Raw genomic sequence first — 14299 nt, 5'->3', positions numbered from 1 at the left:
TTTTGTTCCGTTTGAGTAGATGGGATAATCTGGACTATGCCAAAGAAATTTGATCAGGATGCGAAGGATCGCGTCGTCCGCTTGGTAGAAGACCGTATTGTGGCGGAGAATGTTTCCTTGCAAGAAGCGTGCAAGATTGTGGCACCGAAACTAGGTGTTTCTTGGCACACTGCTCGGCAATGGACTCAGGTAGCTCGTCGTGAAGGACGCGTTCTTGAACGCTTGCCGGAGGACTTGGAAGTCGAAAATGCGCGGCTACGCCGTGAAAATCAGGAGCTTCGCGATACTAATGAGTTGTTGAAAGCAGCGTCGGCTTTTTTCGCGTCGGAACTCGACCCGAAACGTCGGAAATGATTCGGTTCATTGATGAGTATCGAAATCGTTTCTCTGTCGAGTTCATCTGCAAGACGTTAAACACTCACCGTGTTGGTGGTTTCATCACTTCTCGTGGCTATCGTCAATCAAAATCCCGTGGTGTGAGTGCTCGTAGCCTGCGTGATGCTGCTGCCGATAGTGCATATCGTTGAGGTTCATGAAAGTAACTACAATGTCTACGGGATTCGTAAGATGTGGCACGCGTTGCGCCATGAGGGGATCGATATTGGTCGTGAGCAAACCGCTCGTTTGATGCGCCTTGCTGGAGTTAGTGGTAAAGGTAAGGGCCGCTTGCCTGTGACAACTCGCAAACCTCGGGGGCTAGATACTCGCCCGGACTTGGTGAAACGTGAATTTCGAGCTCCGAGGCCGAATCGGTTGTGGGTGGGGTGACATTACCTATGTCCGTACCCGTAAGGGGTTTGTCTACACCGCTTTTGTGACCGATGTGTTCTCCCGACGGATTGTCGGGTGGGCGCTAGTCGGTTCAATGCGAACTGAAGCGTTGCCGTTGCAGGCGCTCAATCAGGCGATCGTATGTGCGAAGAAAACAACTGGGCTGATTCACCATTCAGACCACGGCTCGCAGTATGTGTCCATTGTTTACAATGAGCGTCTTGCCGAGCATGGGATTACTGCCTCGACAGGGACGGTTGGCGATTCCTATGACAATGCTTTGGCTGAGAACGTCAACGGTTCTTACAAGAATGAGCTGATTCATAGGCGGTCATGGGCGGACGTGGTTGACGTAGAAATCGCGACGTTTGAATGGGTTTCGTGGTGGAACGAGTCACGACTTCACCAGAGCTTGGGCTACCGTACACCGGCTGAGGTTGAACAGGAGTTTTGGAACGGCAACACCGGCCATGAAATAATAGAAATCAAGGCACGTGCCTAGGAACAAAACCCGGGGCACTTCAAAGTGTCCGCATAATACTTCGAGTAGACCTTCGAGTTATCTTCAACCTTGGCGAACCCCAAGATCTCCAGCAGCGCTTCAACTTTCTTCTTCGTGATCACGGGTTCACCTGCTTGTCTGCTTCTTTTGCTTCAGTCTCGATGCTTTTAATCGCTTTGAGGTAATCTTCTTCGACCGTAGTTAAGGTTTGGGTTTGGAACTTGCGATACTCGCTGATCGCTTTATCCACCGCTTGCTGGTGGCTAACCTTCCCTGCACCCGAAAGTACGGGTTTGCCGGTTGCCGCTAGAATCTTGTCGAGGTGTTCGACGTAGTCGGCCATGTGCATAGGGTTGTGGCTCATTGCCTGGACTTCAGCGAAATCAAAATAACCAGACACTAACCGGTTCAAAATCTGTAGTTCATCTTCAGTGAGGTAGTTCTTCGCAATCTTCACCTCAGCCAGCACTGGCAAGTCACCCTTGAACGTGGTCAGCCCCATGAACGGCTGGGTAGTGTCAGCACGCTCGTAGATCACCTCGGCGGCGGTGTGGCCGTGGGTGGCGTAGTGGAGCTTGTTTTGCACCATCTTGAAAAACGCGACCGACTCAGCACTTCGCGGATCATAATCCACACTCGTGGCATACAAGTCCAACACCTGCCGATACATCACCTTCTCAGATGAGCGGATATCACGGATACGCTCCAGTAGTTCACGCCAATATGAACCCCCACCAAGGTTCTTCAACCGCTGATCATCAAGCGTAAAACCCTTAACTAGATACTCTTTGAGCCGTTCGGTAGCCCACCTGCGGAACTGGGTCGCAGTCTTCGACTTCACCCGATATCCCAACGAAATAATCATGTCGAGGTTGTAGTGCGGAATCGAGCGGGTGACCTCACGGGTACCTTCGATTCGAACCTGTCGGAAATTCCGACAGGTTGCCTGCTCGTCTAGCTCTGCCTCGTCATAGATATTGCGGATGTGTTCAACAATGTTTGTTCGAGAAGATTGGAACAGCTCGGCCATCTGCGCTTGGGTCAACCACACCGTCTCACCTTCAAGACGCACCTCAATATCGGTGGAACTATCCGGATTCTGGTAGATCAACATCTGCCTGGCATCGGCACTTTCAACGTCACGATTCTCGCTCATCACACCTCCTCGCAGCGGCACACATGAATCCCGCCGCTACGCGCGGCGCGTACACATCACCGCAACCTAACAGTCACCTCTAGAACTTTACAGCACCCCACCCCGACTCAAGCAGACCAACACTGCCACACCCACACTCTTTGCCGTAGCGCAAGCTCACCCTCAAGCCACCCCAAATGACGGTTTATCCATGGTTTTAGCACTTGATATGTGCGCGCACGTATGGCTCTGTATTGAAGTGGTACGGGTTTTCTTCTTAGGCTTTTACCTTGTTTTCTATTATCGGTGACTGACTATTTTCTGTCTACGTATTGATCTTCGACTTCTTGTGGCGTTCGGTATCCAAGGTTGGCGTGTAGCCGGCTTGTGTTCCACCAATTAACCCATGCAAGGGTTGCGTTTTCCACTTCGAGAACGTTGGACCATTTCCTTAAATGGATCAACTCATTTTTGTCTGAACCATTAACATTTTGAAGCTAACGCGTTATCGTATGAATCTCCTAACGTGCCCGTCGAAGCGTTAATCCCATACGCGGAAAGAGTTTCGTTATACGCAATTGACACATATTTGGGAACCGTGATCACTATGATGTACCAATCCTGAAGTAGCCTTTGCTGAAAGCTACTTGCCTGATTAAGGGCCTGCAGTGGCAGCGCCTGGGTAGTCATAGTTTCTGATAGTGCCCAACCAACGATTTTGCGGGAAAACACGTCGGTCACGAACGCAGCATTAACAAACGTGTTCCTGGTGCGAACATAGGTAATGTCAGCCAACCCATAACTTACTTCAGACGATCAGCACGGAACTGGCGTTGGACAAGGTCTGGACGCAGATCGAAGGTGGGGAGCTTTAACTGTTGTTACTGGCCTTCGTCCTTTGTTTTTGCCACTCACGCCAGCTCGACGCATAAGCCTTGAGTGTTTGCTCACCGCCAACCTCAATACCACGACGTTTAAGGGCGTGCCATATTTTCCTCACCCCATACACCGAATAATTCGATGCGTGAATCTGGCCAATGAGCGCAACGAGCTGCTGATCACGAAGTTCGCGGGCTGAGGGCTGAGAGTTCTTCGCCTCGCGATACCCGCGCGAGGAAATGAACCCTCCCTCACGCAGTTTGTTCAACGTCTTGACAAGTGAAACACAACAGGCGAAACGATTCTTCATTTTCGTCAATAAAACTGATCATTTCTCAACGCCCACGGGTCGAGTTCTGACGCGAAAAAGCCGACGCGGCTTATCTAAACTCATTCGTATCACGCAGCTCCTGAACTTTGCGTCGTAACCGGGCGTTTTCCGAGATCAGGTCTCCCTCAGCCCGATGGACCACGCCTGAGCGTCGTGCGTGTTGGACCTACTGCCTAGCAGTATGCCACGAGACACCCAGCTTGGGTGCGACCACCTGACAAGCAGCCTGTAACGACAGGCCCTCTAGCCAAGAATACGGTCCTCCACAAGACGAACCACACGATCCTAGGCAACTTGATCAAATTTCTTAGACATAGTACTGATTTTCCCACCTACTCAAACGGAAGAAAACCTGGACCACTTCACAAACAGGGTTCATACCAAACGCACCAATCTTGTTTTATACAGTCACTGGAACGAACTGAGTTACTCGGCCGTCATGGATTGTCAGCTCATGCGTAAAACCAAGGTTATGCGAGGTATCTGGCAGATCATGCACAATGCTTAACACGATCTGAGCATGCGACGAATTAACAAAACGAAGCACATCCACAGCAGAAGTCGCATCCAGCCCCGTAGTAATCTCATCAGCCAGCAACACCGGTGGTTCTGCAAGAAGTGTGCGGAGCAGATGAACACGTTTCTTTTCTCCGCCAGATAGTTTTTCAGCAGGAGTATCTGGGAAATGACGAGCATGATGCGCAAGCGGCCCAAGTACTGGAATAAACGCTGACACGATCGATTCTCGATCAGGCTTGTCAGCATGAGGATCAAGATTCTCGGCCAGAGTCCCCGGAATAATGAACGACTCTTGAGTAGCTAAGACGATAACACCTGCCCGGCTTCGGAATTCGTCAAAGACCAGATCACCGTATGTGACTGTGCCCGTGGTCGGTACACTTCCCGCAAGCGCTCGTAGTAGTGTACTTTTTCCGCATCCGCTCGCACCTCGGACCAGTACTCGCGCACCCGCAGGAATAGACAAATCCACGTCGTGCAGTAGCGTTTTATCATCGATACGCACGTTTAGCCCAGACACGTCCAAGCCAAAATCATCTGATATTTGGGGAACATGCGTGACGGCTGAATCGGCGTCGAATATCGGACGCAACAAAGTCTTCACGTTAGTTAACTGTTCATGCCCACCAAGAATCTGCGCATACCGTTCCGCAATCTCTTGGAATGGCCCCGCAACCTGGGTCATAAGCTGCGCCAGCGCAACAATTTCTGCAATAGTAGCCCACCCGTATTCAGCTGCAATCGCACCCGCGCTCCATACGCCAATAATAATCAGCAAGCCGAAAATCCAGGTAAGAGTCCACACGAACGTCCGGATGTCATTACGGCGATTTGTTGCACCCTCCAGTTCAGAATTTTTCGAAATCAACAAGTCTTCCACTCTGCGTGACCGTCGCACGGAAAGAATCGATTCAAGTCCAGCGCTAACTACCGATACTGCATTAAGTAGCTGCCCTTTCGACTCTGCTAACTGTGCTTGTGACGTTCGCAAACGCCGTTCTGCCAGCTTAGGCAAAAACAACGAACATACTGACAGCAAAACAACAATAGGTAAGAAATAAACATTAATCAACGCCGTTCCTACCAGCCCAGCACACAACAAAATAGCCTGCTGAACAACAGAGAAAAACGACTTCGCGTAATCTTCAGCAATCATCTCCGCATCATTGATAAGCGCAGATTGAAAAGCTCTTGGAGAACGCACTACGCCTCTATCAACCGGAAGGGATGCATTCACTCCCGTACGAATGATTTCTGCACGCATCTGCGTCATATATCGAACCGATAAACGGTTCACTAGTAGCGCCCGACGCCAATCAACAAGTCCCAGCGGGATCAGGTAAAAGACAGCAAACAATGCTACCGTCATTGACGAATACGTTCCATGCCCAGTTATCGATGCCGCGAGCGCGGCCAAAATAAAGGCAATCCCTGTTTCAAGGATTGCTGAAAGCACAGATACGACAATATAACGCGCTGTCAGCAAGGGATTTTTCTCTATAAAATCTTTCATACTATTCGTGCTCCGCCTCGGTGCCACACAGCATTATTTGTAAATTCTCCCTCGAGATCCATTTAGCTTCGCCACTTTGGCAAGTATTGTTCATACACCATTTCATTCCGCCACAGACAAGTTTTTCCATACACGAAAAACACTTTAGATCAGCTAATGGATCTCGAAGTTTGATCTCTCGATAGACTTCGTTTATTAAAGATGGGTCTGTGACGAGCTCTTTTACGTTACAACGCGCTTGTTCCCGTTTTATTGCATCACAAATAGTCACTGAACCATCAGCATAGATTTTACACGAGTGTCGATTATGGTCACTAGGAAGTGTCAAACAAATAGATATATCAATTTCTTCTATGACATCAAGTAGCCATTGGATTGGCAAACATCCGTTCGTGTCTACATGAGCTGCTTAGACCAATGGCTCACGCCGCATCCATGCTTGACCACTGTTGGAACTTTAACTTTTGAGATCATTCTATTCACCTCCTCTTCAAAAATAGAATACAATAAATTTACTATTTCCATAAGATATTTACCATTCACTCTGGTATAAGAATTAGGTCCGGTTGGTTTAAGCGTTGACCGTGTTTTCTCGTCTCCATTGTTCCGCGTACTGGCGTGGGCTGAGGTAGCCCAGCGACGAATGCGGATGGAAGTTACTATAGCGTCGTGACCATTGAGCCACGAGCATGCGGGCGTGATTGAGGCTTTCGATACTGTTGTCTTCTAAGAGTTCGTCTCTCATCCGGTTATGGAACGATTCAACGAAGCCGTTATGCCAGGGCTTGCCGGGCGGAGTGAACGCCTGAATGGTCTGCTCTTCGCTAGCCCATTCTTGTAGTGTGTGAGCGATGAATTCGGGTCCGTTGTCCATGCAGATCACTCTGGGGCGTTGGCCGTGCTCGAGGCAGGCAAGGTCGAGAAGTTCGATCACTGACGCCGTATTAAGTGTCTTGTCGACTGCGAAAGTGACGTGTTCGCGGGTGTATTCATCGATAATGTTGCAGATCTTGAGTATCTTGCCGTGCCAGGTCGAATCGAACTGGAAATCAAGAGCCCAAACATCACCCGGATACTAACCCGCAGGCACATCACGCAGTGCGTGACCATTGACGCATCCGCTGACATAGGTCCGCGTATTTATTAGGCTCGCCATCATAGATTCTGGCACGCCGATAAGCACTAAGGGAAAGCCCGACAATCTGGCAAGCAAGTCTTTAGGAATAGCCCAGCCCAACGAGATGCCAGACGGTATCATGGCGGCGAGCTGGGCTTAGAAGTTTCCCTCCGACAATTCTTTCCATGCTGCTTTTCCAGCTCAGCTTGACCCAAAAGCCGCTTCAGGCGCGTGTTTTCATCGCGCAGGCGCTGGTAGCTCTTTGGCTTCGTTCTTGGTCATCGACCCATAGGTAGCTTGCCACCGGTTCAACATCGCCTCACTGATGCCCAGCTCGGTCAAGATCTGAGCCGTGGTTGATCCTGATTCCTTCAACTCCCGAGCCTTGTCGAGCTTGCGGACAATCTGCTCAGGAGTGTGCTTACTGAACTTCTTCACCATTAATCCAGTTCCCCCACCCACAGGCAGGGCATCAATGGGGCGGGTTCTAGTGGTGGTTGCAACAGTCGTTGTTGATTAGTTCGATGATTTGTTCGCTTGGTTTATCCCAGTTGAGTGTTTTGCGCGGACGGTCGTTAAGTTCTTCGGCGACTCCGTCGAGGTAGGCCTCGGAGAATTGGCTCAGGTCGGTTCCTTTTGGGAAGTATTGGCGAAGTAGTCCGTTTGTGTCTTCGTTTGTTCCGCGCTGCCATGGTGAGTATGGATCACAGAAATATGCGTCCATGTCTAACTCGGTAGATACACGTGAATGGAGAGCCATTTGCGAGCCTTGATCCCAGGTTAAACAGTTACGTAACAGTTTTGGAAGATCAACCATTTTCTTTACGATTGCTTCTTGCACGCTGCCAGCGTCGTGACGGTCAGGTAGGTGAAGCAGCATGGTGAAACGAGTTGTTCATTCTACGAGTGTGCCTATAGCGCTTTTGTTCCCGGCACCTGGGATAAGGTCTGCTTCCCAATGCCCAAGAACCACACACGTTTCCATATCTTCTAACTGTTCATGAATCATCACCATTAGTTCACGCAAACACGGGCGACATTCTTGAGTGTGAGCGCGCGGCTTGCGAACAGCCCTCCCGCTTCGCAAAGCTTTCTTCACATCAAGTTTTAAACTACCTTTAGCATGAACATAGATCGCTTGATAGATCGTCTCAGCACACACACGCATGCAAATCATCATCAGGGAACATCATTTTTAGTCTGCCACTGATTTGTGCTGGGATCTAATGCTTTGCTAAGTATTTCTCGTCCAGAGCAAACAACACGGCGGTTGGCATGTATTTTCGCTGTCTTGGGGCGTGTGAACCGGCAATGTGATAGTTGATGTGCTCGATGCGGTTCATAGACGTCAGTATCGGGATTTGTATTGGCTCGTATCTCTCGGCTAATACTCTATGGAGCGCGTCCTAGCCGGCGCGCGATATCCCCGATCAAGGAACCAGTCGTGAGCATGTCTGCAATCACAATACGCTCTTTTTGGGATAAATAACGAGAAGATATTTCTTTGGGCATCTCCTTACTCACACGGTACCAATCCACACGTGGCTTCTCGTTACGCCCAGTTGCGCGAGTGCGCCCATTTCGCCAGACCTTACCCGTACGTTTAGAAACACCCACACCCTTAGCGGCTTGGGTGAAATTCAAGCCCGAATTGAGTAACTCCACATAATGAGCCCGCCTAGCTACACACATCAATGAACGCGTCGGATACTGAACACCTTGATACTCCCACAACACCCCAAAACACCCTTTCTCTGATTAGGCGTTACAACGATCCCTAAATTCTTCCCATCCCTTGGCGCCGATTCTTTCAAGACTTTCCGGAAAGTCACACTGCCATTGATTAAACCTGCTCTTGCCGCTGGCTTAATTTATGCATTTGCACGTGCGATGACAACCCTCTCCCCGTGATTTTCTTGGACACTCCAGATGTTCAGATTATGACGAAGAAGATTTTGGCAGAAGTTGATGCTGGCCGATTCGGAAACGCATTCGCGTTTTCAATGGTGTTGTTCTTGATCGTCATTGTAGTAATCGGAATTATCGAACTGATTCTTGGCGATGGGTGGACAAAGTTAAAGAAAAAGCTACCTAACAGTAGCCACAAATAATAGTCAATTCATACTGAACGTGCACGAACCTAGGAAAGAAACCTCTCATGAATAAAACAACAACACTACGCATGGTTGCTGGCTTTGAAACACCATCCTCTGGCCCTATCTAACTCGATGGCAAGGACATCGTGGCAGTGACACCAGAGAAACGGCCAATGACTATGGTGTTCCAATCTTATGCGCTCTTCCCACATCTGACAGTCCGCGAGAATATCGAATACGGCTTAAAGATCAAGAAAATGAAACGCGCTGAGATGGACTCTGCCGTGGATGCAGTATTAGCATCGATGAGTTTGACTGCTTTGCAAGACCGCGCTCCTTCTCAACTTTCTGGTGGCCAACAACAGCGTGTAGCGTTAGCCCGAGCAATCGTCATGCAACCGAAAGTATTGTTATTCGATGAACCGCTATCGAACCTGGATGCCGAACTCCGTGAGCGCATGCGGATGGAATTACGGCAGATGCAACGCCGGCTGGGAATTACCTCGCTGTATATGACCCACGATCAGTCTGAAGCTATGACCTTGTCTGATCGGGTGTTAGTGATGAACAACGGCCGAATCGAGCAAGTGGCATCTCCAGAAGAGATTTACCGTCACCCTGCTACCGTGTTCGTTGCTGATTTTATTGGACGTGCAAACTTCTTACCGTGTGATGTCCTAGAGCGAGAAACTGATCAAGTGCGTGTGAATGTGTTGCAGGAAGAATTAACAGTTCCAGCGCATAGTACGGTAGCCAATAGCGAAGAAACAGTTGTCCTTGTTCGTCCAGAATCGATCCGCCTCGTAGGACTTGCCGATAGTGATCCACGCGCAATCGTTGGCCGCACGGTTCACGTGTTATCCACCGTGTTCTTCGGTGACCATGTTGAATACGTAGTGGAAAGCGAATCCGGCACGATCGTTGTCATCGAATCCGATCCGGATATCGACAAAATCGCAGCCGAAGGTGATTGGGCGAGAATCTCCTTCGATCCGCGTAAAGCGTGGGCGTTGCCAGCAGCTTGATACTTTGAATTACCTCTTCACTGGTGGCCGGGTTCTGAGATTTTCAGAACCCAGCCACCTCTATGGCGCCTCTTGTACATCCAATTTACATTTCCAGCCAAAAACCCGCGGAAATCGCCAGTCTCATACCGAAAATGCAAACTGAATGCACACGGTACTGGTTACTTGAGCTATAGGCCAGCCACGGTTTTTACAATAATGACAAATGGTAAAATAAATTAAAATATGATGGGGTGACTTTTCCATGAAAAATACTCATAAATGCCCAAAGTGCTCCAGTAATGAACTTGTCAAGGTCCCCGGAAGTGCAAGGACCTACAGCGTAGGAAACAATATAGTAGTAGGTTTGACTTATTTTTCCGCAGTTTTAGTCGATATATATGTCTGTTGTAGATGCGGCTTTTCCGAGGAATGGATCAATCAAGCGGGCATTCAGAAGCTAAAGAAATAATACCAATAATCGTATTAATCTCAGTAGAAAACCTTTGCCTCGTTCACATTGTTCTCACGACTCATACGAAGAAGGTTGGGAGCATCGGTAAATGTTCCCAACCTTCAAAACTATTAGCCTAACAGCTTTCGAGCTTATCCTTAGGCTTCGATCACCGTTGGAATGATCAGCGGCGAACGGCGAAGCGACTTGGCCGCCCAGCGGCCCAAAACCCGACGCATAGCTTGCTGCATATGGTAGGTTGTTGCACCTTCGGAAGCGATTGCTTCTTCAAGGGCTTGAGTGACCTTGGGCAAGATATTATCAAAGACGGAATCGTCTTCTGCCATTCCGCGCGCTTGAATATGTGGGCCGGCGATAATCGCGCGCTTTTGCCCGTCAACTACAGCAAAGACGGCGATGAAGCCTTCCTCGCCGAGCGTTAAGCGATCAGTGAGTTCAGCTTCGGTGATTTCACCGACCGACGATCCATCAACATAGACGTGACCGCAGGGCACTTCGCCAACGATGGCACACTTGCCGTCATGCATATCAACAACCGAGCCATCCTCGGTGAGTAAAACGTGTGCTGCTGGAACACCGGTCTTGACCGCTATAGCTCCATTGGCCACTAGGTGACGTGGTTCGCCGTGTACTGGCATGACGAACTCGGGTTCGACGATGTTGTAGCAATACAACAACTCCCCTTGCGCAGAGTGGCCCGAAACGTGGACTTTCGCGTTTCCTTGATGGACGACGCGCGCACCGAGTTTCGTCAACCCGTTAATCAACCGGAAAACAGAGTTTTCGTTGCCTGGAATCATCGAGGAGGCGAAAATGACGGTATCGTTTGGCCCCACCGAAATCGACTTGTGGCTACCGCTGGCAATACGAGAGAGCACAGCCATCGGTTCGCCCTGAGAACCGGTAGACATGTAGACGATTTGCTCTGGTGCAACCGAGTGCGCATTCTTCAAATCAATGAGCACGTTATCAGGGACATCGAGATAGCCGAGTTCTTCAGCAATTCCCATGTTGCGCACCATCGAGCGCCCCACGAAACACACCTTGCGGTTAAATTTCGCGGCTGCGTTGAGTACTTGTTGGACGCGGTGGACGTGCGAAGCAAAAGATGCCACCACGATTTGACCAGATGCTTGCGCGAAAACGCTTTCGAGCACCGGCCCAATTTCGCCTTCGGACCGCACGAATCCGGGCACTTCAGCGTTCGTGGAATCAACCATGAATAGGTCGATACCTTCATCAGCGAGCCTAGCGAACGTGCGCAGGTCAGTGATGCGACCATCGAGGGGCAACTGATCCATCTTAAAATCACCCGTGTGCAAAATCGTTCCAGCTACCGAACGAATCGCTACCGCAAGCGCATCTGGGATGGAGTGGTTGACGGCGATAAATTCGCATTCAAATGGACCGATTTGTTCGACGTCGCCCTCTTGGACAACCATCACATACGACTTGATGCGATGTTCGGCAAGTTTGGCCTCGATGAGCGCAATAGTCAGTTCCGAACCAATAATCGGAATATCGTTTCGTAACCGCAAAAGGTATGGAACAGCGCCGATATGATCTTCGTGACCGTGGGTGAGAATAATGGCGTCGACGTCGTCCATCCGGTCTCGAATGTAGTCAAAGTCTGGAAGGATCAGATCCACACCAGGCTGGGATTCTTCTGGGAAGAGCACGCCGCAGTCAACAATAAGGATACGACCGTTGAGTTCAAAGACGGTCATGTTTCGGCCGATTTCACCGATTCCGCCAAGCGGAACAATACGTACAGTATCTGGCTGGAGTTTTGGAGGCAATAGTTCATTCACACTTCTAGTATCTCACGTTTGATAACACAATAGGGAGAGTATTTGTGTCGATTCGCATTTAGCTGCCAGGATTGAAACAATGGGATGGTGAGTAGCGATAAATTATCTGTACGTCCCGCCGTTGTCTCGGACGCATTAGCAATCGGGCAGATCCAATCCGAAGCTATGTTGGAGGCAATTAGTGCCGGAATGGGCACGAGTCCAGGTTTAGCAACCCGCATGATGCTCGACGTCGGTGCGCTCGCTTCGGTGTGGACCGATACGTTATCGCGGCCAGCGATTGCGGGCTATCACGTGTTGGTTGCGGATGCGAATGAAACCGTGGAAGGTTTGGCCGTGCTCGCACCAGCAGATCCGGTGATTCTTGAGGGCGATGACCCACACGGTTTCGATGAAGAAACTGGTCGCAAACGCCTAGCTTTCGAAATCCAAGCCTTTGATGTGCCCTCACGTTTAGCAACCCAGCAACACGAACCCCGTATGCTTGCCGCACTGACCGATATCGCCAAGGATGCCGGCGCTACCGAAATACATATTTGGGTTATTGCCGGCCACGATAAGATGACCAATCTGCTCACCCAAACCGGGTTTAGGGCTCGCCCACTGCGCCGAGTAGCTAACGTCGACGGCGGTGAGGTGGCTGAATTTTTGTGGTGGGCGCTGCTCTAGCTCATCTCACACCACAAGTATTCTTCTACATTCATGGAGTGCTAACCAACGCACTGCCTAATTACGCTGTTTCCGGACCCGCAATGACTAGCGAGTGCGGTTGTTGCACAATCTCAGCAGCTAACTGTTGTACATCTGCAGCACTGACGTGACGCGATTTTTCCAACGAACTCTCAATAGAGACGATGTCGCCACGGAAAATTTCCGATTGCCCTAACCGCGAACGCCTAAAACTATTAGATTCTGCCGAGAAAACGAGTTGTGCCCGGCGCTGGTTAAATGCCGTCAGCATCTCTTGCTGGCTCACTCCACCCTGGGCAATATCTGCTAAACATTGGGTCATAATCGCCGCAACATCTTCGGCGTGGTCTGGCTGGCATTGCGCTTCAAGCAAGAAAAGCCCGCCTTCTGCCGAATTCATCTGCCACGCATACGTTGAATATGCCAAACCGCGTTTCTCGCGTACTTCTTGGAAGAGTCTCGAAGACGGTCCGCCACCGAGAATCAATTCCAACGCCATCGCAGTGTATTCGCGCTCATCTCCCATTTTTAGTCCTGGCCAGCCCATTGCTACCGCCGTTTGACGGCCTGGACGTTCCACGCGAAGGTGGTTATCGCGAGAAGAATAAACAATATCGGATACTCGACGTCGTTTAGCTGGCATCACGCCGTCGTCAAGCTTCCAGCCGCCGCCCAACAAAAGTGCCTGTACCAGTTCGCAAAAATCTTGGTGATCGACGTCCCCTACAGCAGTGAAAATAATTTCGTGGGGCTGATAGTTAGAGTTGTAGTGGTCAAGCATGTGGGAATGTTTAAGCCCGGCAACTGTTTGCGCAGTGCCACCGACGGGGCGTGCTAGCGGATGATCCCCCATCACCAGCGGCAACAAGGCATGTTCGGCAACTTCGGTGACGTCATCTTCTCCGGCAGCTAGCTCTTCGAGAATAACACCACGCTCGATTTCCATCTCCCCTTCATCGAGGACGGATCGGGTGAGCATGTCGATAAGAAGTTCCATTAGCTGTGGTAGATCGGCAGCAAATACGCGCCCGTAATACGAGGTGTATTGGCGAGCGGTAGCCGCGTTGAGTGTTCCACCAAGGAAATCACCCAGCGCCGAGATATCTGCAGCGCTTTGGGTGTCGGTACCCTTAAACAACATGTGCTCAAGAAAATGTGTGGAGCCTTCGCGCCCGGGTTCTTCATCACGTGATCCGGCACTGACCCAAAAACCTGCAGAAACTGATCGTTGGCCGGGGACTTTCTCCGTCAATACGCGCACGCCACCAGGCAAAATGGTGCGCTGGCCAAGAATACCATCCTCAACGAACGTCAACGTTTGATATGTATCCATCGGCAAGTTGATGGTTGTGAAGGTCATTGATTCCTCCCTGTACGACACATAAGCCATGTGCTCAAAGCATTAAATGGCACGTGTTCCATCCTACTGCATTATCTATCAAAGCGAAGAGATGAG

General features: G+C 50.1%; 13 protein-coding genes and 2 pseudogenes. 5 read left to right on the top strand and 10 right to left on the bottom strand.

Annotated features, from left to right (window positions below; all coding sequences use genetic code 11):
- Positions 1 to 36: 36 nt before the first annotated feature.
- Positions 37 to 1273 (top strand): annotated as a pseudogene (locus tag NG665_RS03210) (IS3 family transposase).
- A 118-nt stretch (positions 1274 to 1391) separates the two neighbouring features.
- On the opposite strand, the gene NG665_RS03205 reads toward NG665_RS03210, so the two are convergent.
- The 8 genes and pseudogenes from NG665_RS03205 to NG665_RS03180 form a co-directional block, all read right to left on the bottom strand.
- Positions 1392 to 2429 (bottom strand): virulence RhuM family protein, encoded by a 1038-nt coding sequence (locus NG665_RS03205; RefSeq protein WP_252673847.1) that lies wholly within the window; start codon positions 2427 to 2429, stop codon positions 1392 to 1394.
- 293 nt (positions 2430 to 2722) lie between these two features.
- Complete coding sequence (locus NG665_RS08735) at positions 2723 to 2836, bottom strand: hypothetical protein (RefSeq protein WP_353888245.1); 114 nt, start codon at positions 2834 to 2836, stop codon at positions 2723 to 2725.
- 55 nt (positions 2837 to 2891) lie between these two features.
- Positions 2892 to 3140 carry a hypothetical protein gene (locus tag NG665_RS08730; RefSeq protein WP_353888252.1) on the bottom strand — a complete coding sequence of 83 codons (249 nt, stop codon included), beginning with the start codon at positions 3138 to 3140 and terminating at the stop codon, positions 2892 to 2894.
- A 139-nt stretch (positions 3141 to 3279) separates the two neighbouring features.
- Positions 3280 to 3597: an IS3 family transposase gene (locus NG665_RS03200; RefSeq protein WP_252673846.1), complete on the bottom strand. Its 318-nt coding sequence runs from the start codon at positions 3595 to 3597 to the stop codon at positions 3280 to 3282.
- A gap of 421 nt (positions 3598 to 4018) precedes the next feature.
- On the bottom strand, positions 4019 to 5650 hold the full coding sequence (locus tag NG665_RS03195) for an ATP-binding cassette domain-containing protein (protein ID WP_252673845.1): 1632 nt from the start codon (positions 5648 to 5650) through the stop codon (positions 4019 to 4021).
- Between the two features lie 571 nt (positions 5651 to 6221).
- Positions 6222 to 6668, bottom strand: a complete 447-nt coding sequence (locus NG665_RS03190) for an integrase core domain-containing protein (protein ID WP_252674079.1) — start codon at positions 6666 to 6668, stop codon at positions 6222 to 6224.
- 336 nt (positions 6669 to 7004) lie between these two features.
- On the bottom strand, positions 7005 to 7208 hold the full coding sequence (locus NG665_RS03185; RefSeq protein ID WP_252673844.1) for a hypothetical protein: 204 nt from the start codon (positions 7206 to 7208) through the stop codon (positions 7005 to 7007).
- Positions 7209 to 7254: 46 nt separating this feature from the next.
- Positions 7255 to 8504, bottom strand: a pseudogene (locus NG665_RS03180) (IS30 family transposase).
- A gap of 102 nt (positions 8505 to 8606) precedes the next feature.
- Between NG665_RS03180 and NG665_RS08725 the strand changes: the two are divergent.
- From NG665_RS08725 to NG665_RS03170, 3 genes are all read left to right on the top strand, one after another.
- Positions 8607 to 8678 carry a hypothetical protein gene (locus NG665_RS08725; RefSeq protein ID WP_353888251.1) on the top strand — a complete coding sequence of 24 codons (72 nt, stop codon included), beginning with the start codon at positions 8607 to 8609 and terminating at the stop codon, positions 8676 to 8678.
- Positions 8675 to 8878 (top strand): hypothetical protein, encoded by a 204-nt coding sequence (locus NG665_RS08720; RefSeq protein WP_353888244.1) that lies wholly within the window; start codon positions 8675 to 8677, stop codon positions 8876 to 8878. Before NG665_RS08725 ends, NG665_RS08720 begins: the two co-directional genes overlap by 4 nt.
- A gap of 137 nt (positions 8879 to 9015) precedes the next feature.
- Positions 9016 to 9888 carry an ABC transporter ATP-binding protein gene (locus NG665_RS03170; RefSeq protein ID WP_252673843.1) on the top strand — a complete coding sequence of 291 codons (873 nt, stop codon included), beginning with the start codon at positions 9016 to 9018 and terminating at the stop codon, positions 9886 to 9888.
- Between the two features lie 591 nt (positions 9889 to 10479).
- On the opposite strand, the gene NG665_RS03165 is transcribed toward NG665_RS03170, so the two are convergent.
- Positions 10480 to 12153 carry a ribonuclease J gene (locus tag NG665_RS03165; protein WP_289812929.1) on the bottom strand — a complete coding sequence of 558 codons (1674 nt, stop codon included), beginning with the start codon at positions 12151 to 12153 and terminating at the stop codon, positions 10480 to 10482.
- A gap of 87 nt (positions 12154 to 12240) precedes the next feature.
- Between NG665_RS03165 and NG665_RS03160 the strand changes: the two genes are divergently transcribed.
- Entirely contained in the window at positions 12241 to 12822 is a 582-nt protein-coding gene (locus tag NG665_RS03160; protein WP_252673842.1) for a hypothetical protein, read from the top strand.
- Between the two features lie 61 nt (positions 12823 to 12883).
- Here NG665_RS03160 and NG665_RS03155 read toward each other — a convergent pair whose 3' ends face one another.
- Complete coding sequence (locus NG665_RS03155) at positions 12884 to 14203, bottom strand: M16 family metallopeptidase (protein WP_252673841.1); 1320 nt, start codon at positions 14201 to 14203, stop codon at positions 12884 to 12886.
- Positions 14204 to 14299: the final 96 nt, after the last annotated feature.

Origin of the sequence: Arcanobacterium pinnipediorum (genome assembly GCF_023973165.1) — a bacterium.
In the GTDB taxonomy this organism is placed as follows: Bacteria; Actinomycetota; Actinomycetes; order Actinomycetales; family Actinomycetaceae; genus Arcanobacterium; species Arcanobacterium pinnipediorum.
Note: the sequence above shows the minus strand (reverse complement) of the source record. Positions and strands in the feature narration are given on the sequence as shown.